A 23222-nucleotide genomic window follows, 5' to 3' on the forward strand; every position below is an offset into this window, starting at 1 on the left:
CTGACCTTCCTCCTTCATCCCTCCTCCTTCATCCCTTCTCACCTCCCTCACGCCGCCATCTTCATCGACGGCGACTCCTCGCTGACACTGGCGGTGGGGGTGGCGGAGGACTGAACGTTGCTGCCGAAGAGGACGTTGAACGTCGCCCACATGCCGGCCGCGGTGCTGCGGACGGCCTGCATCTTGTACGTGATCTGCGTCGCCCCGGCCGGGATCGTCGCGTCGACGAACTTCCGGCTGCCGACACCGCCGAGGTACTCGAAGTCGAGCGACCCGTTCGTGCTGCGGTAGACCTGGTAGATCGTCCCGCTGGTGCCCGCGGGGTTGTCGCACTTCCAGCTGAGCATGAGCTCACCGTTGCCGTTGACCTCGGTCTTGAGCTCGTAAGGCGTGCCCGGTGCCGCGCTCGGGCTTGGCGTCGCGGGCACTGGAATCTGAGCTGCGGCGTAAACGCCGTCGCCGTCGGCACCCGCCTGGGAACGGATTTGGTAGATGATGTCCGACCCCGCCCGGCTCATCGCGTCGAGCGCGACGTTCAAGTCAGCAGTCGCGGCCTTGGCAGCATTCTGCGCCGCCTGCTGCGCGTCGTACGCCGTTCGGGCGGCCTGCGTCTTGGTGTCGAGGTCGGTCACTTCCGCCTCGGTCGTGCCGATGGTCGTCGCCTGGGCGGTCCAGACGGAAATGTGATCCTCGAAGAACTGAATCTTGTCGACGTTTTTACGGGGAACAACGCTCATGGTGGCGTTCTTTCTGGAGCGCCGGCTCCACAGGGCAAGCGAGAGATCAAGGTTGAGCCGGCACGCGTTCACCGTGAACAGGTCGCCGGGGGTGGGGTGGGGAGTTCGCCTGCACCGCCGACATCGGCCACGCGGCCTACCCCCTTTACGCGAAGCTCGATTTTTCTGCCCCCACCCCACCGCCCCCCACGCCATCCCCTCCGTCATCCCGAGCGCAGCCGAGGGACCTCGGCTGGTTCTGCACGATCGCCCAAGGCGAGGTCCTTCGACTCGCTGCGCTCGCTCAGGATGACGGATCGCTCAGGATGACGGAGGACAGCGATTACTCCAGCTCTGGCAGTGGCACGACTGTCTGGTCCGCCTCGTCGTAGAGGTCATCCCACTGCGGATTGGCCGCTGCGATCAAGTTCGTCTTCTTCGACCGCCTCCACCCTTTGAGCTGCTTCTCTCTCGCGAACGCCGACCGAGCATCAGGGAACGACTCGTAGTGAACCAGCCGGTCAATCGCGTACTTCTCCGTGAAGCCCGGCACGAGCTTCTGTTTGTGCTCCTGCACCCGACAATCGAGGTCGCTCGTCACCCCGATGTAAAGCGTCCCGCCCGGCCGACTGGCAAGGATGTACACCCAAAACGACCGAACCACGCCCCCGAACCTATCACGAACAACACATCCCGTCATCCCGAGCGAGCGAAGCGAGCCGAGGGACCTCGCCTGCTTCTCGGGTCCGACCCACCCGAGGTCCCTCGGCTGCGCTCGGGATGACGGAAGGGGCCAAGCTGCAACGCCTCCAAACCAACGAATGCGCGAAACGCACACCGACGATGCCGTCGCCCGGAGCCAACCCGGTCCGAGAAAATCGCCCCTGCCACCCTTTCATCGCCGCAGGTCCGACAACAAGGTCCGCGTACCCGCCTGCAGAACGACGGGTCATGGCTGCAGCGTTCCTCTGCAGCCATGCAATGCTCCGCCGCAGGGCTGCAGCGTCACTTGCGCGGAGCAAAAACGACATCGCAGCCTTGCAGCGTTGCGCTGCAGGGCTGCAGAACGAGGTGCGCTCCGCAAATACTCCATCGCACGGCTGCAAAGCGACATCGCAGTCGTGCAGCGGAGCCATGCGTCCAGAAAAGCCAACGCCGCGAGACCTCGAACGGCGACGCCGCTCCTCCGTCATCCCGAGCGATCCGTCATCCCGAGCGCAGCCGAGGGACCTCGCCTGCGATCCGCCAAATCATTCAAGCGAGGTCCCTCGACTCGCTCCGCTCGCTCGGGATGACGGCGTGGGCCTGTTGAACCCCCAAATTCTGCGGGCGATCGCGGGGCAGGCCCCGCGGCCACAAGCAGGGCTTTGCCTGCTGCTGCGTCGGACATCTCTCAGCGGCGGCGGCGCAGGACGAGCAGGCCGGCCGCCGCCGCCAGGGTGAGCGAGGCGGGTTCGGGGTTGTGTGAAATGCTGAAGTTGGTGATCGTCGCGTTGATGCGGTTGTTGCTGGAACCGAAGGTTTCGTTCCAGGCGTTGCCGTTGAACTCGAAGAAGATCGTGTCGAGGTCGAGGGTGGTGGCGGGCAGGACGTCGAGGGTGTACGAGGCAGAGCCGTTGGTGAGCAGGTCGCTGACGAGGGTCAGGATCAGGTCGCCGTTGCCGAGGCCTTCGAGGGTGAAGGTGACGTCGTGCCGGGCCGTGCCGAAGCCGAGGACGCCGGTCTTGCCGAGGTTGTTGTCACCACCTTCGGCGAAGATGGCCCCCTTGGTGTCGGCGAGCGGATCGAGGAGAACCTTGTAGAAGTAGTCGCCGGTCGTGCTGTCGGCGAAGCCGATGCCGAGGGTGCTGTTGGCGTCGGCGGGGACGTGGCTGAGTCGGATGTCGAAGTCGACGGTGAGCGACGAACCGGCGGCGGAGAGGTTCTTGAACGTCGGAAGTTCCGCGGTGACGGCGGCGTTCTTGGCGGTCTTGATCTTGAGCTTCTCGTTGCCGCCGTGGTTGACGATGCTCGATTCGGCGTTGCCGGAGTCGATCCAGGTGAGTTCGGCCACGCTGTTGATGTCGAGCGGATCGGCGACGCCGAACTCGTAGACACGGACGAAGTCGACCTGCATGGCTCCGTTCGAGCTGGCACCGCGGGTGCCGAAGCCGGTCGACGGGTCGGCGAAACGTCCGGCCCAGTTCATGTCTCGGACTTCGCTGCTGAGGATCATCCACTGCGGGATGCCCGAGACGATGCCTGACGGATCGGAGTAGCCGGTGGTCGCGGGGTCGTACGGGGCTTGGGGCGTATCGAGGAGCGTGTCCCAGACGGGCTGGCCGTCGAGGTAGAAGACGTACTTGCCCGGATCATTGTTGGTCGGCACGACCCACTCGACGCCGTACGTGTGCCAGCCGCTCCAGGCGTGAGAGCCGGATTGGATGTTGCCGGCACCGTCGAACAGGGTCTTGCGAAGGACGCCGAAGTCGTCGTGGGCGGCTTTCTCATGAGCGGCCCCGTAGCCGTTCCAGTGGAGGGCCTGGTGGATGTCGTCGCTGATGTTGCCGTTGGCGTTGTTGTGTGGCTTGGAGTTCCAAGAGCGGTGTTCGACGATGTCGACCTCGACGCCTTCGTTGAGCGGGTCGACCGCGCCGCCACCCTGCTTGTAGACCTCGCTGTTGTAGAGCCAGAAGGCGGACCACATGGCGGGGACGGTGTGGAAGTTGATGCGCGCCTCGTAGTAGCCGCCGGTGAAGGTCTGGTTGGAGCTGACGCGGCCCGAGTAGTGCGTCGCATCGCCGCCGCCCGAGTCGGGGACTGACCAGGTGTCGATCTGCAAGACGCCGTTGTGAACGGTGATGGCGGCGGGATCGTCGTAGTGATCGCGTCGGTTCTGAATCTGGCCCAAGCCGTTGCGGGCGGTCCACTTGGTCGTGTCGAGGCTGCTGCCGTTGAATTCGTCAGACCAGATCTGGCTGTAACCCGCGGGGGCGCCGCTGACGAACGAAGAGCCCTGATTGGGCGGCATCGGCACGGCCAACGCGGACGAGGCGACGCCAAGGGCGGCCGCCCACGCGAGGGCGGCACCGGCCTTGGCCGGGCGGGAGAGTCGTGACGACATGGGATGTTCCTCCGAGAGAGATGAATCGGGTCCGGCGGGTTCCGAAGCGGCCGGGCACCAGTGGCAGCCGGTGCAACATCATTGTAACAGCATGCAATCGCGATGCAATCTTTGCAAGACACCTATTCCGATGGATTGCCGCGCCTCGCCTCGTTTGCGCGGGACAGAAATGGGGTCACCAGGGCTCCGTCTCAACCCCCAGTATCAGGCGCAGCGCGATCTGACGGATGACAGAGGATGACGGGATTCCGGGACATCACTCAAAATTGTCGCCCGCCACATGCTGGGTTGTCCCTCGTCCGGCCATCCGTTCACGCGGAAGCCTCGTAGTGCTTCATCAGCAGGTTCCGCAGTGTCAAGAGCAGCGGCTCGGGCTCGATGAACACCGCCGGGGGGCGGAAGTAGACGGTTTTGGCGTCGATGACGCGGAGGGTGCCGGGGGCGCCGGTGAGGGCTTGTTGGGCCTTGGTGGCGTCGCGCACGGTCAGGACCACGTCGGGCTTCTTGCGGACGATGCTGTCGATGCCGAAGTGGCTGGCGAGGAGGCGGAGCTCGGTGAGGGCGTAGACGACTTCCATCTGCCGCGGGGCCTCTCCAAACGCGTCGGCGACGTCTTGCTTCAGGCGGCCGATCTCTTCGACGCTTGTGCAGCGCGTCAGCCGGCGGTAGAGGTCCATCCGCTGGCGGTCGTTCTGGACGTACGTCTTGGGGATGAACGCGGCGATGTCGATTTCGACGTGCGCCTCGGGGCGTGTCGGGTTCGGCTCGTCCTTGAGCTGCCGGGTCGCGTCTTCGAGGAGCTGGCAGTACATCTCGTAGCCGACGGCGGCGATGTGGCCGGACTGTTCGGGGCCGAGGATGTTGCCGGCACCGCGCAGTTCCAGGTCGCGCATCGCGATCTTGAAGCCGCTGCCGAGGTGGCTGAACTCTTCGATCGCCTTGAGGCGTTTGGCGGCGACTTCGGTGAGGACGCGGTCCTGCGGCAGGAGCAGGTAGCAGTACGCCCGGTGCTTGTACCGTCCGACGCGGCCGCGAAGCTGGTGCAGCTCGCTCAGGCCGAACCGGTCGGCCCCGTTGATGAGCATCGTGTTCGCGTTCGGGATGTCGAGGCCACTCTCGATGATCGTCGTGCTGACGAGGATGTCCGCTTCGTGGCGGATGAACTTGAGCATGACGCTCTCGAGCGTGTCGCCGTCCATCTGGCCGTGGCCGATGACGATCTTGGCGTCGGGCACGAGCCGCTGGATCATCGCGGCCTGCTCCTCGATGTCGTAGACCTTGTTGTGGACGTAGTAGATCTGCCCGCCCCGCTGCATCTCGCGGACGATGGCGAGCTTGATCCGCTCTTCCTCGAAGCTCATGACTTCGGTGACGATCGCGCGTCGGTCTTGTGGCGGCGTGGTGAGGCTGCTGATGTCGCGTAGGCCGACCATGCCCATGTGGAGCGTCCGCGGAATGGGCGTGGCGGACATCGTGAGCACGTCGACCTGGGTGCGGAGCGTTTTGAGTTTTTCCTTGTGCGTGACGCCGAAGCGCTGTTCTTCGTCGACGATGACGAGGCCGAGGTCTTTGAACTTGATGTCCTTGCCGAGCAGCTTGTGCGTGCCGATGACGATGTCAACGTCGCCGCTGTCCATCCAGCCGAGGATTTCCTTGGTCTGCTTGGTCGACTTGAAGCGTGAGAGCGATTCGATGGCGAACGGGAAGTCGGCCATCCGTTCCTTGAACGAGCGTTCGTGTTGCTCGGCGAGGACGGTGGTCGGCACGAGGACGGCGACCTGCTTGCCCGCCTCGACGGCTTTGAACGCGGCCCGCATGGCGAGTTCGGTTTTGCCATAGCCGACGTCGCCGCAGAGCAGGCGGTCCATCGGCCGGGGCTGGGTCATGTCGCCCTTGATCTCGTCGGCGGCGGTGACCTGGTCGTCGGTCGGCGTGTATGGGAACTCTTCTTCGAACTCCTGCTGCCAGTCGCTGTCGGCCGGGAACGGGTGACCGGTCTGGGCGGCGCGCTTGGCCTGGACTTCGAGCAGCTCGGCCGCCATGTCCATGACGGCTTCGGCGACCTTTTCCTTCTGCTTGTCCCACAGGTTGCCGCCGAGCTTGGAGAGCGTCGGGTGTCCGCTGAAGCCGCCGACGTACTTCTGGACGAGGTTGATCCGGCTCGCCGGCACGTAGAGCGCGGCCTGTTCTGCGAAGCGGAGCGTGAGGAACTCTTCGGTCTTGCCCTCCTTTTCCATCGTCTGCATGCCGGTGAACTTGGCGATGCCGTGGGCGACGTGGACGACGTAGTCACCAACATTGAGATCGAGGAACGAGTCGATCTGCTTGGTCGCGACACCCTTGTTCTTGACGCGGCGGCGAAGCTCGTAGCGGTGGAAGAGCTCGTGGTGACCGAGGAGCAGAAAGCTTGAAGCTTGAAGCTTGAAGCTTGAAGAGTCGGAATCTGAGCCTTCAAGCTTCAAGCTTCCATCTTCAAGCTTTCCGGCCTTTCGTCCCCAAACAAACCCTCGGTGCAGGTAGCCGACCGGCGTGTCGATGCGGGTGGACGCGTCGGTCTCGACGCCTTCGAGCATGTCGCGCAGTCGCTTCTGCTCGCCGGTGTTTTGGCAGAAGACGGTCGCGTGCTGGGTCTTGCTGGTCTCGACCAGTTCCGCAAGCGCTGCCTTGGGTTCCGTTTCGAACTTCTGCAGGCTGTTCACCGGCAGCTTGATTCGTTCAGCGTCCGCCTTCTCGCGCACGAGTGAGACGCCGCCGTCGAATTGGCTGGCCTCGATCGTCGGGCGGTCGCCGATGAGCTTGAGGACGCTGGCCAGCGGGTAAAGCCCGCGGGCATCCGGGGCACGGGTCAGGTAGGCCTTGGCCTGCTCGGCGATCTCCATCGGCGCCCACAGGAAGACGGCCGCGTCGTCGGCGACGTAGCTGAGCGGACTGGTCGTGCCGGCTTCGTCGAGTCGGCCCTTGAGGTCGGGGATTTCGAGGAAGTCGATCGGCCCTTCGCTGCCGAGCGTGTCGATGTTGAACCGCTTGATCGTCTCGACTTGATCGCCGAAGAAATCGATCCGCACCGGCAGGCCGATTTGCATGAGGCCGGAGTCGTCGGCCGCGTCGAACTTGCCGGGCAGGTAGACGTCGACGATGCCGCCACGCACCGCGAAGTCGCCGGGGACCTCGACTTGGTCGAGCCGGTTGTAGCCGTGGTCGCTGAGCCAGACGATGAGTTTCTCGGGCTCGATCTCCTGCCCGGCCCGCAGTGCAAAGAGCAGATGCTTCAACTCGCCGGGCTCTGGCACGGCTTGCATGAGCGCTTGGATCGGGGCGACGAGAAAGTCGGGCCGCTGCTTGTTGTCCGCCAGCTTGCCGAGGAGCTTCATGCGGTCGGCGACGAGTTCCTCGCTCGCGTTGCCGAGCCCGCCGGCTGTCTCCAACGCCACGAGCACCTCGGGCCGCGAACCGGCGAAGAGCTCGACGTCGTCGGCCAGGTCGTCGGCTTCGTCGGTGTGACCGCAGACGAGCAGGACCGGGCGTTCGGCATGACGGCCGACCGCTGCTGCGGCGAGGGCGACGCTGCTGCCCCACAGGCCGCTGACCATCGTGGTGGAGCCGTCGGTGACGCTGTCCGCCAGTTCGTGCAGCTCGTCGGTCGCCATGAGCTGCCGAATCACATCGGCCGGGACGGGTGAGCCACCGGTGGCACGGGAACGCCGCGGTTTTGTCTCGGGTCTGTCGGCAACGGCTACCACCGGCGAGGGTAGCGCTGCGACAGGAAGTAGTGGGTTGCAACCACAAACGAAAGAAACCCGGCGAGGGCCGGGTTTCGATCAGGTTGTGCGAATCGGTTTGTGGGCTTAGTAGCGATCTCGGCCACCGTCGCGGTCGCCGTAGCCACCGCCGCCACCACCACCGCCGTAGCCGCCGCCACCGCCGCGTCGGCCACCGCCGCCACCGCCGTAGCCGCCACCACCACCGCGTCGGCCACCACCGCCGCCGCCGCCGGAGCCGCCGCCACCACCGCCACCGCGGTAGCCGCCACCACCACCGCCGCCGCAGCCGCGGTAGCCACCACCACCGCCGCCACCGCCACGGGGACGTTCCTCACGAGGGGCAGCCTCGTTGACCTTCAGGTTTCGGCCGTCCAGCGGCTTGCCGTCGGTGCCTTCGATGGCGGCCTTGGCCTCCTCGTCATTGTTCATGGTGACGAAGGCGAAGCCGCGGCTGCGGCCCGTCTCGCGGTCACGCGCCAGAAAAACGTCATCCACGGTGCCGTACTCGCCGAAAAGGCTCATGAGTTCGGGCTCCTCGGAGCGGTAGGGAAGATTGCCTACAAACAGTCGCATCAGAATCTCGCAGTCAGAATCAGGCCGAAGCCTCGGCCGTGGGATCGGACCGGTTCACGCCGGCCGAACGTTGTCGCTGAAGGTCGTCACGCGAAGTACCAAGCCGTCGACACGCACCCGATGGGTGGTCCCGAAGCATCTGGATCATCACGTCAGAGGGCGAGGCGAACGAGTCGACGAGCGACAGATACCTCGGCCGGGCGAATCCTCGGGCAAACGAACGATCGGGCGCAGGCGATTCGCCGGGCAGATCTCGAACAGTCCAACAGGCACCGTGCCCGCCGGGGCCGGCAGTCTAGCGGCAATGCCGATCGAAGTCGCCTGCTTTCCCACATCGACACATCCCAACCTCTGCGACTGCCGAGCGGCGCGATCTGTCGCAAGCGACAAGCAGCAGCAGCGCTTGCACCGCGCGCCACGATCGCTAGCGTCCGGTCATGCCACTCATGACCACCAAGCCGATGTTCGACCTCGCCTACGAAGGCGGCTTCGCCGTCGGCGCGTTCAATGTCAACAACATGGAGCTCGCGCAGTCGATCATCGACGCCTGCGTGGCCGAAAAATCGCCCTGCATCCTGCAGATTTCCAAGGGTGCCCGCGCCTATGCGAACATCGTCTACCTCAAGCACATCATCGACGCCGCCGTCAAGGAGAACCCCGAGGTTCCGATCGCCATCCACTGCGATCACGGCGACACGGTCGAGCTCATCAAGGAGTGCATCAGCGACGGCTATACGTCGGTCATGATTGACGGCAGCCACCATGAGTATGACCACAACGTCAGCCTCACCAAGGAGGCCGTCGATGTCGCCCACGAGCACGGCGTGGTCGTCGAGGCGGAACTCGGCATGCTCGGCGGCATCGAAGAAGACGTCATCGGCCTCGACGCCGAGGAGTACCAGAAGAATCTCGACAAGTTCCTGACCGACCCCGAAGAAGCGAAGGATTTTTACGAGAAGACCGGCATCGACAGCCTGGCGGTCGCCATTGGCACCAGCCACGGCGCGTACAAGTTCAAGCACGAGGCGGTGCTGGCGTTCGACCGGATCGAGCAGATCATGAAGACCTGCCCCGGCCTGCCGCTGGTCATGCACGGCAGCTCGAGCGTGCCGCAGGAGTTCGTCGAGCTGGTCAACAAGTACGGCGGCAACATGCCCAACGCCAAGGGCGTCCCCGAGGATCAGATCGCCAAGGCCGTCCGCGAGTACGGCGTGTGCAAGGTGAACATCGACACGGACTTGCGCCTCGCAATGACCGCCAAGATTCGCGAGGTCTTCGTGACCAAGCCCGAGGAGTTCGACCCCCGCAAGTACCTCGGCCCAGCCCGCGAGGCCATTACCGAGATGGTGAAGCGCAAGCTCCACATGCTCAACAGCGCCGGCAAGAGCGACGAGGTCGTCGCCAAGTGGGACAGCCTCGGCAAGCCGATGCCGAAGTACTACAGCTGAGGCAGGCGAAGCCGGCGACCTCTTCAACCCCGACTGACCAGCCGCCCCACTCTCGTGGGGCGGTTCTCTTTTGTTCCATTATCCGGGCCACCAAGTCTCGCCAGCTCGAGCGAAGCGCAGTGAAAGACGGCACCCGCAAGAGCGGGTGCCGTCGGTAGTGAAGCCGGTCAGGCCTCGGAACTAGATGCCGCGATCGAGATCGATGTTGGCCGGGAGCTTGATGCGGTAGAACGAGCGCTTGAACTCGGTCTCGGCATAGTCCTCACCAGCCGGGTGAGCGACCTTCGGGCTCCAGGCGAGCGACTGCACGCTGCCATCGGCGAAGGCGACGTTGGCTCGCGTATCACCAAGCTGGCGAAAGCGGAGGTTGCCCGCCGGGAGAATGTAGAAGCTGAAGCTGTTGTTCGTCGGGTTGATCGCAACGGCCTGTGAGTTGGACAGGTCGTAATTGTCGTCTCCGATGAAGAAGCCGGGGCGCGGGTAGTGCACACTCAGTTCGTCGTTGTACGACTCGTAGTCGGGCGAGCCCGGAGGAGCGTCGACGGCGTCGCGATAGCGGGAGCGCTGCCCAAACGGACCCGATCCGTAGCTCGGGAAGTCGCCAAAGCCATCCATGTCGATGAAGCTGATGGCGTAGGACGTGAGCCATGCCCGCGTCGCCCAATCAGGCAGGTTGAAATATGTCGGCGTGTCCCAGAAAAGTGCATTGTCCGCAAACAGCTGACCTGCCTTGGCCGGGTATGGAATGCCTTGAACCTTCACCGCACCGGTTGGTGCTTTAAACGGGATGAAGTTCACCGCACCACCGGCACCGTCACTTCCGTCGAGTCCGAAGGTCTCGCTCCGGATATCAGGCATGACCGTCGGGTTTGCGGCGTAGCTGACCACACCTCCTTGAGACCCGAGTTCGACAGACGGACAGAGGAACGACTCGCCGACTTTGTTGCGACGCTCGTTGTCCAGAACGGCAGGAAGCGGCCACAGCTCAGGACCCAGGTCAGAAGCGCCCATGTAGTCGCTGAGCAGCGTGACCCACGTCACGAACGGTCGCGAGGTCGTACCGGCGGCGTAGCCCTGTTCCGGCCCGACCGGCTTCGGCACGGTAACGCCCCACAGAATCGACGACTGGTAGGCAAGGCCGTGCGGGGCGGTCTGCTGGTTGTCGGTCATGTAGCCGACGAAGGCAGTCGCGATCTGCCGCTGGTTTGCAGCGGAGGCGACCGACCGGGCAGAAGACTGGGCACGGCTGAGGGTCGGCAGCAAGATGCCGACAAGAAGTGCGATGATGCCGATGACGACGAGCAGCTCCACGAGGGTGAAGCCTCGCAGGCGGCGGCGGGAGGATCGGATTTCGGAAGACATGAGCATTCCAGTAAAATTGCGAATTACGAGCCAAAAGCAACTTCAGACGCCGGAATTCGCCGGCGACCGAAACGCACGCCCACCCACGCTCTTGGCGTGATCGGGCTCTGGGTCACCATTTCGCCCCACGTCATCGCTGGGTTCAATGCGGGCCAAAAAAAGTTGCCCAGATGCAACTTTCTTCGCATCCAGAAGTCCCCGGCACCGCGAAGCCGCGTCATCTCGCCGTTGCGTCGCGGCATCTGGCTCGGCTAGGCTGCGCTCACCCGCTCTGAAGAGCACTCACACTTCAACAGGACTCACCATGAAGACCCGACTCGCACTGCTTTCGATCCCTGCCGTCGCTGCTGTCGCCGCCGCCGCTGTCGTCGGTTTTGCTCCCGCTCCGTCCGGTGACGTTGCCGCTCCTGCACCGACCGAAATGATCGCTGCTGGAACGCTCAAGGGCAAGGTGATCACGAAAGCCGGCGAACCAGCCGAGCGAGTGTCTGTCCGAGTCTTCGGACAGGTCATTGGCGGCATGCCCGTCGATGGCGACGTGGAGCTTCGCAAGCCCACGAAGGAAGTCCGAACCGACGCCAACGGAAACTTCAACATGCCCGGCCTCGCGGCTGCACGCTACCGCGTCGAGGCAGGAACCCGTGGCGGCGAAGAGGGTTACTTCCGCAAGACCGTCGGCATCAAGGCCGGCGAGGTGACGGAGATGGAAATCAAGCTCCGCTGAGTTCGCCGCCGATCATCACGGTGCACGAGCCCCGAGGCAGTCGTTGCTTCGGGGCTTCTCTTTTTTCGGCCGCGTTTCAACGGTGGCTGCCCGCGGCTTCACGAAGCTTGTCGAGGGCGTTGGCTTCGAGTTGACGCACGCGCCTGGAAGAAAGCCCGAGGGTGGTCTCCAGGTCTTCGGCTGACTCGTCGGCATCGGGCAAGTCGAAGCGGGAGAACACGACGCGTCGCTCGCGGTCGTCGAGCGTGGCGAACAGCTGCTCGAGCTCCTCGAGGTCTGCAACGCGATCTTGGCCGCGGTCGACATGTGGCCGGTCGGGCAAGACGCTCTGTCCGGAGGCCTGCTCGGCCTGCATCGCTGGGACGCTGCGGGCGAAGCCTTTCACCAGCGCCATCGTCGCATAGGTGCTGAACTTGAAGCCCTTGCCGACGTCGAACCCTTCGACGGCCCGCATCAGGGTGACGTTGCCGTCGCTGACGAGGTCCATCAGGTCCAGACCCGGACGGCAGTGCTTGCGAGCGACGTGGACGACGAGCCGCAAATTCGCCTCCAGCAATCGGTTCCGTGCCTCGCGTGCGAGGCAGAGGTGGCGTTCGAGCTGCCGAATCTCGCGTCGGCGACACAGGTGCGGATCGAGCCGACGCCGGAGCGTTGCGAAGCGGAACTTGTGGAAGTTGTACAGCAAAAACCCCGCGCGCTCTTCCGCAGGTGAGAGCAGCCGCGTGTCGTACAACGCGGCCAGGTATGGCGGCAAGCCGCGCGGACGTTTCGTCAGGCCGTCGTCATCGCTCGCCTTGCCGCCGATCGACTCCCGAGCCGCCTTGACGAGTGCCTTCACGCGTGCCTCGGCCTCGATCGGGTCACCGTCGAACAGGTCGTCAGCGTGGTACTTGACGGTGGCGGCCACGAGTCGGTCGGCCCGGACACTCATCGCGGCGAGGTAGGCCGAGGATCGTCGCAGGCCCGCGTCGGCAGCGACCGCCGAGAGCGAATCGCCCGCGTCCAGTCGTTCGGCAATGACACCGGCCAACTCATCCGACGGCGGCTTCGCAGCGGCGTCGAACCTTGATTCCGGCGTCGCCTGGAGCACCGATCGCGTCTCGAGCATCGATCGCCCGACCCGACGCGAGAGGCGATGAACGATCTCCGCCTGATCGCAGCCGAGCGACACCAAGCGCTCGCACATGCCGGCTAGCTGGTCGCGCTCATCGGCAAGAATCGCCGAACCCGCCGCCTCGGTGTCGCTGCTGCCATCGTCGTGTCGGGCGAGGAATCGCTCCGCACACGAGAGCCTGAAAGCGATGCGCTGCTTGCCGTCGTCGAAAAGCAACCGTCTGGCGGGCAACCCCTTGCGCCGCCAACGCTGGAGCGTCTTGCCGGTGACGCCGAACCGCTCTCCCGCCGAAGCCAGGTCCAGAATCGGCTCGCCGGCGAAGGTGTCGTCGTTGATTGACAGGTCCATTGCCCCACTGACGGTTTCGATCAGCAGGCCCAGGTCATGCTGCAGGGCAACGCCCGTCATCTGGTTGCCGCCGGAGACGACCTTGGCGTCCGCGTCCTTGGCCCGGTAGCCGGTGATCGCGTGCTTCACGTAGCCCGGCGGATAGGCCCGGCCTGGGTCGAGTGACAACAAAAGCTCCTCAGCCGCCTTGAGCTGCTCCAGACGCTTGCCGCGCGGCGCGTACCGCATCTGGCGAGAAAGCTCGTCGAGGCTCTTGAGCTTGAAGCCCATGGGTTCCTCCGAACCCCGGCAAGACCGGGCTGTGGCAGGCGACGCGGACGCGTCACCGAGGCGGGCGGCCAAGCGGCCGTGTGGCCCGATTATGCCCCGCCGACCCTCCGCCAGTCAACTGTTTCGACGCATGTGCCGCCGGACATGAATCTTGCCAAAGCACCGTCGATGCAGCGTCTGTGCTACCATCCTGACCGCAGCTGCGGGTGTAGCTTAGTGGTAAAGCACCGGCTTCCCAAGCCGACGATGAGGGTTCGATTCCCTTCACCCGCTTCCGGTCGTGACACATGCGACGGCTGAGACGACCCGTTAGCCTTGGCCGGCGTGTCTGGTGACCTTTTCCTCCGGCTGCAGTCGCTGCTGGGCCTCGTCGTTCTCCTGGGTGGGCTGTACGGGTTTGGCCTGCTGTACAACCGTCGTCGGCTTGGCCGCTGGTTCAAGGTGCCGTGGCGTGTCGTCCTACTGGGTATTGGTCTGCAGATCGTGTTTGCCGTGCTGATCTTGCGGACGGGGCCCGGGGCGTGGGTGTTCGAGCGGCTCAACGACGTCGTTCTCTTGTTGCTGAGTGCGTCGCGCGAGGGAGCCTCGCTGCTCTTCGGCGGCATGGCGACGGGACAGAACGTGCCGGTGGGCGAGCCGCTGAATCCCGGGAACCCGCTGTTTTCGCCGCTGATTGCCGACACGCAAGCACCGAACTTCGCCGCGGTCGGTGCGTTCTTCGCCTTCAACATCCTGCCAACGATCATCTTCTTCAGCGCGTTGCTGGCGATCCTCTACCACAGCGGCCTGATGACCTACGTCGTCGGAGGGCTCGCGTGGCTGATGCGACGCACGATGGGCACCAGCGGAGCCGAGACGCTGAGTGCGAGTGCGAACGTCTTTGTCGGCCAGACGGAGGCGCCGCTCTTCGTTCGGCCGTTTCTGCCGCGGATGACGCAGAGCGAGCTGATGGCGGTGATGGTCGGCGGTTTCTCGAACATCGCCAGCGGCGTGCTCGGGGTCTATGCGGGCATGCTCGCCGCGGTGGAGCTGGGGGCGTTTGCCATTCCGAACGCCGGCAGTCATCTGCTCGCGGCCAGCGTCATCAGCGCACCGGCCGGTCTCGTGTGTGCGAAGCTGCTTTGGCCAGAGACCGAAGAAGCCGAGACCAGCGGCAAGTCATCGGTGGCCCTGGAGCGGTCCGACGCGAACCTCCTCGACGCCGCCGTCCGAGGCACGCGTGACGGCCTGCTCCTCGCGGCGAACGTCGGAGCCGTGCTGATCGTCTTCACCGGGTTCGTCTGGCTCGCGAACGCCGGCATCGGCTACCTCGGCTCGCTCACCGGACGCGACGACCTGACGCTCCAGTTGCTGCTGGGTTGGGCGCTCGCGCCGGTCGCCTGGCTGTGCGGCGTGCCATGGGCCGACGCGACGGAGGTCGGATCGCTTATCGGCATCAAGACCGTTTTGAACGAGTTCTTCGGCTATCTGCAGCTTTCCCAAGGCCTTGCTGCCGCGAATGCGGGTGAGACGTACATCAGTCAGCGCTCCGCGTTGATTGCCCTCTACGCCATCTGTGGCTTCGCCAACTTCGCGAGTGTCGGCATCCAGATCGGCGGGATCGGCGTGCTCGCGCCTGGCCGTCGTGCCGATCTTGCGAAGCTGGGACTCGTCGCCATGCTCGGCGGTGCCGTCGCCAGCCTGCTGACTGCGTGTGTCGTCGGCGTTCTGGTCTGACAACGGTCGGCAGCGTGCGAGACGTCCTTTGCGTCGCTGTCATCCGGCAGGTACGTTCGCCCGGGAGAGTCCTTATGACGATGCGAAGCAAATGGTTGGGTGTTGGGTTGACAAGTCTGCTGCTCACAAACGTGGCGAATGCCGGTCGCATCGAGTTCCAGCCGACGTCCGATGGGCATGCGGCGACAGCGACGTTCGACGACTTTGGCGGAGGCGGATTCTCGCGGTTCAGCAGTCAGATCGCACAAGGCGCGATGGACTCGGGGTCGTTCGCTTTCGATTCCGACAGCACCGACAACACGAGGCCACCCTTCAACACGTTCAGCTACAACCCCGACGCATCGTTCTCCCAGATGACGAGCCTCCAGTCGATGTCGAGCGTGACGTCGAGTGGTGGGCTCTTTCCGCTGCAACGCGGACCTGGCGATCGCGCATTCATTGTCCGGCCGACGTTTTCCGAGGGAAACGCGGCGACGTTCTACACCCGCTTTCTCAATAACACTGGAACGACTCTCGACAACCTCACGCTGTCATTCGACCTGCTGTCGACCAACGACAAAAGCAACGGCTTCGCACTTTCGGCCCGGGTGGCCGTCGCGCCCGACGATGGCGGCAGCGCGACGAGCGATCCGGAGATGCCGAGTTACACCATCCTGCCGGGAGCTGGCCGAGTGATGAACGACGCGGCGACGTCGACCTCTGCCGTCTCGGTCGAGACGATTTCGACGCCCTTGTCGGTAGCATTGCCCGACGGCCACAGTGCGTTTGTCGCGTTTTCGTTCGACGCGATCGGCAGTGGCTTTTCGTTCGACGCTTACGGGCTCGACAACATCAGCATTGCGTCTCAGCCAACGGTCGTGCCGGAGCCGTTGGCGTGCATGGGTATCGTCTCGCTCAGCTTGATCCTCCTGAAAAGACGATAGAAAACGCGATGACCGTCGCGGACGAGAAACGTCAGCTTCGGCTTCAGCTTCGCGAAGCCAGACGAGCAACCGCTGGCATCATCGAGCCACGCTGTTTTGCCGGCCTTGCAGCATGGTCGGAGGCAATGACGCTTGTCACGTTCGCCAACGCGGGCGACGAGCCTGTCGTCGTGCCTCTGCTGCTCGACGCCTGGAATCGAGGCGTGGTGTGCCTCGCGACGCGAGTGGCCGACGAAGAGCTGGAGCTGGTTTCAGTCGAACCGACAACGCGATGGCGGCTGGGACGACTTCGTGTTCCGGAGCCCGTCGGCGAGCCGAGCGAGATTCGAGCTGAGGGAGCTTTCGTGCTCGTTCCCGGCGTCGCTTTTACGGCCGACGGTCGACGTCTCGGCCGTGGCGGCGGGTACTACGACCGCCTGATCGCCTCGCTGCCCGGGGCATTCATCTGTGGCGTCTGTGGGGATGACCGCTTGCTTGACGACTTGCCGACCGAGCGACACGACCGGCGAGTCAACGCGATCGTCACTCCAAATCGCACCATTCTGGTGTAAGGCGAAGCGAACTCGTGAAACTCTGAGCCGTAGCTGGTAGTCTCCGCCCACGCCGACTCGCTCGGCCGTCGACGTTCGGACGCGTCGACGTGCAAACCCGCTCCCCTGGTCGCACGGAGGTGACGCCATGGCAACGCTTCGATCTTCTTCCCGTCGTCGGACCCGCCTGCTCAGTCGAGGCCTTGTTGGCCTGCTGCTTCTGGGCTGCTGCGCGTTCGCTGCCTACGCGTTCAACCCGTTCGGCGGCGATGACGACGCCGTTGCCGAGGTACCGAACGACGAGCAACCGGCAGTCGAGGCGTCACCCGACGTCGCGCCCGAGCCAGAGCCGTCCCCAATGCCGATCCTGCGGACGACCACGCCCGAACGCGGACAGCCGGCGACGGACGACTGGAACCTCGACGCCGAGCCGGAGCCTGACGCCGACAAGGCCGTCCTCGCGTCGGCTCCCTCGCTTTCGCCCTTCGCCGAGGCCGAGCGACCCGCCGCCCCGTCGGGCGACTTCATGGCCGACGCCAAGGCCCTCGTTGACGCTGGCAAACTGCTCGAGGCTCGCTCGCTGCTCAACCAGGCCCTTCAGTCCGGCACGACCGACAGCGACACCACCGACGAGATCAAGGAGCGGCTGCAGCTGCTCAACCGCGTCATCGTCTTCACGCCCAGCAAGCGATTCCGCGACGATCCGTTTCAGGGCGAGCACGTCGTTCAGTCGGGCGACCTGCTGAGCAAGATCGCGCGACCGCACAAGGTGCCGTACGGATTTCTCGCCCGAATCAACGGCGTGCGTGCGGACAGAATTCGACTCGGCCAGTCACTCAAGACGATCCAAGGGCCTCTGCACGCCGAGGTCAGCAAGTCCAACTTTGTCATGGATGTGTACCTAGGCGGCCTGCCAGGGCAGTCGGGCAGCATGTACCTCACCAGCTTCCCCGTCGGACTCGGGGCCGACAGCTCCACGCCGACCGGCACCTGGGAAGTCACCCGCGGCAGCAAGCTCGTCAACCCGGAATGGACCAACCCGCGGACCAACGAGGTCTATTCGCGCGACGACCCAGAGAACCCGCTCGGCGAGCGCTGGATCGGCCTCACCGGCATCGCGGGCGACGCACTGGGCCAGCCCAGCTACGGCATCCACGGCACCATCGAACCCGAGACCATCGGCACCAACGCCTCCATGGGCTGCATCCGCCTCGGCGACGACGACGTCGCCATGGTCTACGACATGCTGCTCGAGGGCCTGAGCACCATCCGCGTGATCGACTGAAGTTCCGCAACCTTTGAAGCGGCATCGCGAACGCAAGCTTGACCGCCGGTGTGCAGCGAGTTGCTAGCGACTAGGGCCTAGGCCAGAGAGGGACGCATCCCTTTCCGACCTAGGCCCTAGCAGCTAATAGCTAATCGCTTCCGCCACTCACGCCGCGATGCGCATCGGGGAACGCTCCTCGTTCTCCGCTGGCAACGCACCGCCGCTGGCGAGCTTGACGCTGACCGGCTCGCTGGCCGGGCCGCTCTCGTCTTTGGCATTTTGCCAGAACGCACTGACCCAGACGACCGTCTCGGTCTCGCTCGGCGGCATCGTCAGTGTGAACTTCGTCTTGGTCGTGCTCTGGGCAAACGTCCAGCCGTCCATGCCCATCGGAGCGATCGGACCGGTCGCGGTGAAGAGGATCGCCCCGGTGACATCCGCCGGCTTGCCACGCCCGCGGGCTTCGCGACGCAGCTCGCCGTAGATCGTCCGCCCGTCGACGCGCAGGTTCGTGAAGACGGGTGCTTCGCTGGGCGCGGGGATCGACTTCCGCTTGGTGGCGATCGGCCGAACACCAATGTCCTCGAGCTGCTTGTCGGTCAGGTCGGGGTTGCCGCGGAGGATGGAGACAACACGACCTGCGATCTTGCCGAAGTCTTCGAGCTTCTGATTGCGATCGGCGATGTTCGACTTGGTCCGCGTCAACGGCTGCTCCGCGAGCGTCGCGGCTGCTTGGAGATCGGTGTTGGCCTGCTCGACCTCGGCGATGAGGACATCTGAGGCGGCGTAGACGGGGTCTGCGATGCGAAGGGCCATGTTGGCGGCAAAGCTGAGCTTGCCCGCGATGGTGCTGGGCAAAATGGCGGAGTCAGGCACGGCAAGGTTCCTTCCGGGGGAGGGTTGATGGTGGGCCGAGCCCGCATCCGTTGCGGCTCTTGCCAACCACATCGGGCCGGGGGCGATGCCGGTTAAGCCGACCACGAGATTTTCCACCGCCGCCCAAAAGACCGCTCCCTCAGACGAAGCCAGCCCCTCCGTCATCCCGAACGCAGCCGAGGGACCTCGCCTGATCCGACCACAACCACCTGCCCCGTGCGGCCCAGCACTTGGCGTCACACTCCGCGCCTTGTTAGTGTTCCCTGTGGTGGCGGAAGTGTCCCGCAATCTCGCGAACCGCACGATTGATCCGTGGACAAGCGCGATAATGCGGCCCGTGCGATTTCCCCGCAGCGCCAGCCGCTATCCCTTCGCCGTGCCCGCCACGGCGGGCCCGGACACCCCCACCACCGGCTTCGAACAATTGCAGAGCATCTCCAAGCGAGCGACGAAGCTATTCTCCGGCCACGCCCAAAGGCGAGCCGTCGCGGGCCCGCCTCATCAGAACGGCGACCTAACCGGAGTTGCGGGAAGTGGTTCGTACGACAACGTCCCAGCATCCGGGTCGCCCACGAAGATGCCGCCGCGGCTCTCAATCATTGGACGCCAAACGGCGTAAATCTTAATGATGGCGTCGTTCCATTCAGATAAGGAGCGAACACGTACCTCGAACGGACTTACCAAGTCTCTGATCGTGCGGAGAAGATCATACGACACTTTCTTCGCGTCTTTGAGCATGTCCCGCTTTCGCGCGTACTCAAAGACGAATGCCGAGACACCTTCCTCCGTGACGAGCGCACGCGCACCATCTTCCACTTCATCAACAGTTGGTTCAGACTTCCGTTTGCACTTGAAAATCCGACGCATCACTGGTGACCAGCCGAGAAGTACACCGCATCCGAAGTGGAACACATCATGGAAGCGGTAACCATCCTGGATGTGAGAGTTATCGGTGAGCCGGTCACCAATAGAGCTACCATTGTATACGAGGTCAAGCTTGCCCGACACATCGCGTAGCTCGATCTGAAGATGACGCGGCAGCTGCTCGCTCGACGGATACGCGTGATCAAAGTTGAAGATGATACGACCGGCAGGTTCGGCAGCATCTTGATCACCGTACAAGTCGTACAACTTCGCGAGATTTTCCTTCGCGATGTCCTCGATACTAAGATTGTTACGAGAAGCAATTGTTGCGACGTACCACATAATGTCGCCAAGCTCCTCAGAAACCTGATCTTGGAAAGGGAGGTACGATTTGCCTTCCCTAAGCCATTTCTTGTACTCGCTCAACAGTGAACCGGCTTCTCCCGCGAGACCAAGTAACGGAATCATGAGGTCACGCACAGGATCTCGGGACCGACGATCCGTCCGTGATGCTTGAGTTTGATACTCGTCAAGTGACATTGTCATTTCAAATTTCCTTCCTGATCGAACTTGCAAGGCTCGCGAGCGACGCCTTCGAACTGTCGCCGAGTGTCGGTCTATTAACAAATACCTGTAACCGCGCGAACTTAAGCCCGGCGCAATGAGCTAAAGCCAAGCCGAGATGGCAAAGGCCAAGGTAGTTACCGTAGGCTCTCTCAAAAACGTATTGGGTTGGGTAGAAAGCGGTGACATCCAACTCCCCATCGTCAGTAAGACCGATAGCGACCTGCTGTAAACACGGAAAGCCGCGTACAGCTTGACCAGTATGGTCCCTCAATGGATCCAACACGGCAATCTGAGTCGCAGAGTGTCGTGGCCGTTTGCTTGAGCGAGTCAGAAGATGCACGATGTGTGCCAACTGATTAACTTCTGTTGTTGAATGCACATCACGCTGCTCCCAAGCCATCATCCGGGAGAAATAAGTACCGTGTACGTTTCGCCGATCTAGCTTTTTCAGCCGCGGGAGAACCCTCTTCGTGCAGGTGCTGCCAAAGCTCGTCATATCAGGCCGACCCCGCCTCACCCACATTTTGTACGGAAATATCGTAAATGCCGTGGAGTCAACAGACACCGCATCCTGTTGAAAAAGCGCCTGCTCTAGCGCGGACCGAATTGCCGGTACTTCCTTCGCACTCGACTGTCCGTCTTGATCGATGGAAAGCAAGAGGGGCGGCGTAGAGCGCTTCGGCAAGTCGAGGAGCGAGATGAAGAGCTCTCCCCATGCGTGCGAGACGCTGTTGCGGCTAATTATAATCGGGTTACTTGCCATCATTCAGCGGCTCTTCAAGAAATCGGTTCTCATACGGGCCGACATAGTGTTTCCGAGCGGTACGGATCGAAAGGTAGACGCCATTATTTAGTCGCAACCGATGGGTCCCTACGATCTTTGCGACGCCCAAGGGAACCTGGCAACCGCTCAGCATCTCCAATGCAGTTTGGGCTTGCTCAGGATGCGCTCCGACAAATGCGACACGATCGCCGACTTCGAGGTCTAGCGTCGCGGCCGAGTAGGCCTCGTCCACTACAAGATCGATCTCAGTATTGCCGGTCTGAAGCTCGCTGCGGATGGACTTCGGCGACGACTTTTTAAGGGCGCGGTACTGTGCGTCGTTAAGGATTTTCAAGGCGAAGTGCGAGTGCGTCAGTAGAGTTGTGTAGCCTACGCCGAGTTCTGTCGCAGTAACAAGAACCTCGAGCGGTGACACAGCGGACGGTGTACAACCCCGGCGAGCGAAGGCAGCGAGCACTGCGGGCCGTGGCATCATCAAGAATGCTGCGAAGATATCGGCCTGATACTCTTCTTTGGTACGGTGTTGGGTGTCCTTTTCAATGAGAAATCGATCGGCAGTAGTCCCATGATTCAGCTGTTGATGCCCAAGCTCGTGAGCACATGTCATACGCAGGCGAAAGACCGGACGATGCTCGGTGCTCGGGACAAATATCCGGAGTCCTGGATCACGTACGAACATCCCCTCAAGAGATGGGGTATCTAGAAATCGTAGATCGACCCCAGTCATCTGAGCGATGTTAAAGGAGTTGACGGGTTGTGTTCGCTGTATTGCTAGGTGACGACGAAGCTCCATGGCAGTCCGCTGTGCCACCCACCCAAGAGCGCGGCGGTTGCTCATTCCTCCTCCCGGTCTGCACGCAAGACCTGGATAAGCCTCAGAATCGCGTCTAAATCTTTCTGCTGAAGCTTTCCAAGCTCTCTAGCGGCAAGGAGAATTCTCGGATCACGCTCGCCTTCGAGCGCATCGTCACCCTTAATAAGCCAGGACTCTTTGACGCCATAAATGTCGGCAAGCCGCGACAGCTCCTCAGTTTTCACGTTCCTTTGCCCACTTTCGATCTGTGAGATTGTGGGCCGGTGAACGTCGATTTTCTTTGCCACCTGCCCCTGAGAGAGCCCAGCCTGTTCCCTCGCCCAACGGAGTCGCCGAGCCAGAGCTTGCTTGCCTGTCGTCTCGTCATTCATACTCCCTCCGTCGCTGGAGCTACCCATTTCTGCGCGAAACGCACTAACTCTCCAAATTTCATGCCTCTCTTACCGTTGGGGTGTACAAGCGGATTGAAATCGTGGGGGACGTCGGATCCGAGCGCTTCAGAAATCTCAAGCGCCAAGTCGACGCCTTCGTCACTTGATGCCTCCGTCGTGTGTAGAAGATCCACGTCGTCGTCGAGATCGGGCACGGGGTGACCAGACATCTCCATGAAGTCGCAGATACAGGACTTCAGCCGACTGGACACCTCATCCTTCGTCATTTGATCCTTTCAGGTCGGTAAGATATTCTTACCACCTTGATCGTGGTTGTCAAACCGCCAGCACAAGCGGTTCTGCCTTCTGCGGGAGATAGAGGGGGTGTCGAGGGTGACCGCGTTGCGTTGTGCCGAGACAATGAGGCTTGTGCAACAGCTCGAGGACGGTCTGATCCCGGTCGAGATAGGCTCCACGAGCTCCCCAAGCCGCGACAGTCAGCTTTGCCTCCGAAGATACTCGTCGAATCCACCGATCGTTCGCGGGGCCAACTGGGTCAAGCGAGCAGAGCAGAGCGGCTGGGTTCGTACTTCGGTAGGCGAAAAGATTGACCAGGATCAGGCCGTCGAACCCCCATCGCTTTCCGAAACCGACGCATCGCCGCACGGTCGCGTCATCATGATGTGCGTCAGCAGTCGACGGATTCAGCCCAACGAACAGCACCGACGAATCTCCAGATCCCCAATGCCGTCTCAGCACGTAGCGGTATCTCTTGCAACGGGAAAGATTGGCCGACCGCGCTCTTACCGCCATCTCCGCTGAACTTCGCGGCTCTTGCTAATCGCGTCAAGTGTGGCCTGCTTGACACGCCCGGTGCCCGGTGTCGCTGCTCGGAGCGTAGTTCGGTCGGGGCGGGTGGTCGAAGGCACTACGCTGCGTCCAGTGGCACCGAAGTGGTGGGCCGAATCCACCCTACCAGGGTTTCGGGTCGTCGTCGGCGAACTGGGTGAGTGCGGCGGTTCCGCGGCAGCGAAGTCGGAGGCGTATGCAGCCCCGGGAGCAGTTGGGACACCGGTGTTCGGCGTCAATCC

Annotated in this window: 19 protein-coding genes and 1 tRNA gene; 7 read left to right on the plus strand and 13 right to left on the minus strand. The window is 63.1% G+C overall.

From position 1 onward, the window contains the following. Positions 1 to 47: 47 nt before the first annotated feature. The 5 genes from AAGI46_00175 to AAGI46_00195 all read right to left on the minus strand — a co-directional run bounded on the left by AAGI46_00175 (position 48) and on the right by AAGI46_00195 (position 8153). Entirely contained in the window at positions 48 to 737 is a 690-nt protein-coding gene (locus AAGI46_00175) for a hypothetical protein (GenBank protein MEM1010616.1), read from the minus strand. Positions 738 to 1059: 322 nt separating this feature from the next. After that, positions 1060 to 1416 (minus strand): GIY-YIG nuclease family protein, encoded by a 357-nt coding sequence (locus tag AAGI46_00180; protein MEM1010617.1) that lies wholly within the window; start codon positions 1414 to 1416, stop codon positions 1060 to 1062. Positions 1417 to 2109: 693 nt separating this feature from the next. Then, positions 2110 to 3819 (minus strand): glycoside hydrolase family 16 protein, encoded by a 1710-nt coding sequence (locus AAGI46_00185; GenBank protein MEM1010618.1) that lies wholly within the window; start codon positions 3817 to 3819, stop codon positions 2110 to 2112. Positions 3820 to 4130: 311 nt separating this feature from the next. Further along, complete coding sequence (gene mfd / locus AAGI46_00190) at positions 4131 to 7559, minus strand: transcription-repair coupling factor (protein ID MEM1010619.1); 3429 nt, start codon at positions 7557 to 7559, stop codon at positions 4131 to 4133. A gap of 105 nt (positions 7560 to 7664) precedes the next feature. Then, positions 7665 to 8153: an RNA-binding protein gene (locus AAGI46_00195; GenBank protein MEM1010620.1), complete on the minus strand. Its 489-nt coding sequence runs from the start codon at positions 8151 to 8153 to the stop codon at positions 7665 to 7667. 437 nt (positions 8154 to 8590) lie between these two features. On the opposite strand from AAGI46_00195, the gene AAGI46_00200 reads away from it, so the two are divergent. Continuing rightward, entirely contained in the window at positions 8591 to 9601 is a 1011-nt protein-coding gene (locus tag AAGI46_00200; GenBank protein ID MEM1010621.1) for a ketose-bisphosphate aldolase, read from the plus strand. A gap of 180 nt (positions 9602 to 9781) precedes the next feature. Here AAGI46_00200 and AAGI46_00205 read toward each other — a convergent pair whose 3' ends face one another. Beyond that, the gene (locus AAGI46_00205; protein ID MEM1010622.1) at positions 9782 to 10963 is read right to left on the minus strand and encodes a type II secretion system protein; all 1182 of its coding nucleotides are present in this window, start codon (positions 10961 to 10963) and stop codon (positions 9782 to 9784) included. Between the two features lie 304 nt (positions 10964 to 11267). Between AAGI46_00205 and AAGI46_00210 the strand changes: the two genes are divergently transcribed. Then, positions 11268 to 11687 (plus strand): carboxypeptidase-like regulatory domain-containing protein, encoded by a 420-nt coding sequence (locus AAGI46_00210; protein ID MEM1010623.1) that lies wholly within the window; start codon positions 11268 to 11270, stop codon positions 11685 to 11687. Between the two features lie 76 nt (positions 11688 to 11763). Here AAGI46_00210 and AAGI46_00215 read toward each other — a convergent pair whose 3' ends face one another. After that, positions 11764 to 13419 (minus strand): sigma-70 family RNA polymerase sigma factor, encoded by a 1656-nt coding sequence (locus AAGI46_00215; protein ID MEM1010624.1) that lies wholly within the window; start codon positions 13417 to 13419, stop codon positions 11764 to 11766. A gap of 202 nt (positions 13420 to 13621) precedes the next feature. On the opposite strand from AAGI46_00215, the gene AAGI46_00220 reads away from it, so the two are divergent. The 5 genes from AAGI46_00220 (at position 13622) to AAGI46_00240 (ending at position 17873) form a co-directional block, all read left to right on the plus strand. Further along, positions 13622 to 13692 (plus strand) — tRNA-Gly (locus tag AAGI46_00220). A 51-nt stretch (positions 13693 to 13743) separates the two neighbouring features. Further along, on the plus strand, positions 13744 to 15135 hold the full coding sequence (locus tag AAGI46_00225; GenBank protein ID MEM1010625.1) for a nucleoside transporter C-terminal domain-containing protein: 1392 nt from the start codon (positions 13744 to 13746) through the stop codon (positions 15133 to 15135). A 107-nt stretch (positions 15136 to 15242) separates the two neighbouring features. After that, entirely contained in the window at positions 15243 to 16058 is an 816-nt protein-coding gene (locus AAGI46_00230; protein MEM1010626.1) for a hypothetical protein, read from the plus strand. An 8-nt stretch (positions 16059 to 16066) separates the two neighbouring features. Further along, on the plus strand, positions 16067 to 16609 hold the full coding sequence (locus AAGI46_00235; protein ID MEM1010627.1) for a 5-formyltetrahydrofolate cyclo-ligase: 543 nt from the start codon (positions 16067 to 16069) through the stop codon (positions 16607 to 16609). 127 nt (positions 16610 to 16736) lie between these two features. Continuing rightward, complete coding sequence (locus AAGI46_00240) at positions 16737 to 17873, plus strand: L,D-transpeptidase family protein (GenBank protein ID MEM1010628.1); 1137 nt, start codon at positions 16737 to 16739, stop codon at positions 17871 to 17873. A 147-nt stretch (positions 17874 to 18020) separates the two neighbouring features. On the opposite strand, the gene AAGI46_00245 is transcribed toward AAGI46_00240, so the two are convergent. From AAGI46_00245 to AAGI46_00270, 6 genes are all read right to left on the minus strand, one after another. Beyond that, positions 18021 to 18731, minus strand: coding sequence for a hypothetical protein (locus tag AAGI46_00245; GenBank protein ID MEM1010629.1), 711 nt, complete (start codon positions 18729 to 18731; stop codon positions 18021 to 18023). A 501-nt stretch (positions 18732 to 19232) separates the two neighbouring features. Continuing rightward, positions 19233 to 20063 carry a nucleotide pyrophosphohydrolase gene (locus AAGI46_00250; GenBank protein MEM1010630.1) on the minus strand — a complete coding sequence of 277 codons (831 nt, stop codon included), beginning with the start codon at positions 20061 to 20063 and terminating at the stop codon, positions 19233 to 19235. 851 nt (positions 20064 to 20914) lie between these two features. Beyond that, positions 20915 to 21673 (minus strand): ImmA/IrrE family metallo-endopeptidase, encoded by a 759-nt coding sequence (locus AAGI46_00255; protein MEM1010631.1) that lies wholly within the window; start codon positions 21671 to 21673, stop codon positions 20915 to 20917. Positions 21674 to 21780: 107 nt separating this feature from the next. Beyond that, on the minus strand, positions 21781 to 22131 hold the full coding sequence (locus AAGI46_00260; GenBank protein MEM1010632.1) for a helix-turn-helix transcriptional regulator: 351 nt from the start codon (positions 22129 to 22131) through the stop codon (positions 21781 to 21783). Continuing rightward, positions 22128 to 22418, minus strand: a complete 291-nt coding sequence (locus AAGI46_00265) for a hypothetical protein (protein MEM1010633.1) — start codon at positions 22416 to 22418, stop codon at positions 22128 to 22130. Before AAGI46_00265 ends, AAGI46_00260 begins: the two co-directional genes overlap by 4 nt. Before the next feature lie 49 nt (positions 22419 to 22467). Beyond that, the gene (locus tag AAGI46_00270) at positions 22468 to 22944 is read right to left on the minus strand and encodes a DUF1643 domain-containing protein (GenBank protein MEM1010634.1); all 477 of its coding nucleotides are present in this window, start codon (positions 22942 to 22944) and stop codon (positions 22468 to 22470) included. Positions 22945 to 23222: the final 278 nt, after the last annotated feature.

It is taken from the genome of Planctomycetota bacterium, from assembly GCA_038746835.1.
Lineage (GTDB): Bacteria > Planctomycetota > Phycisphaerae > Tepidisphaerales > Tepidisphaeraceae > JBCDKH01.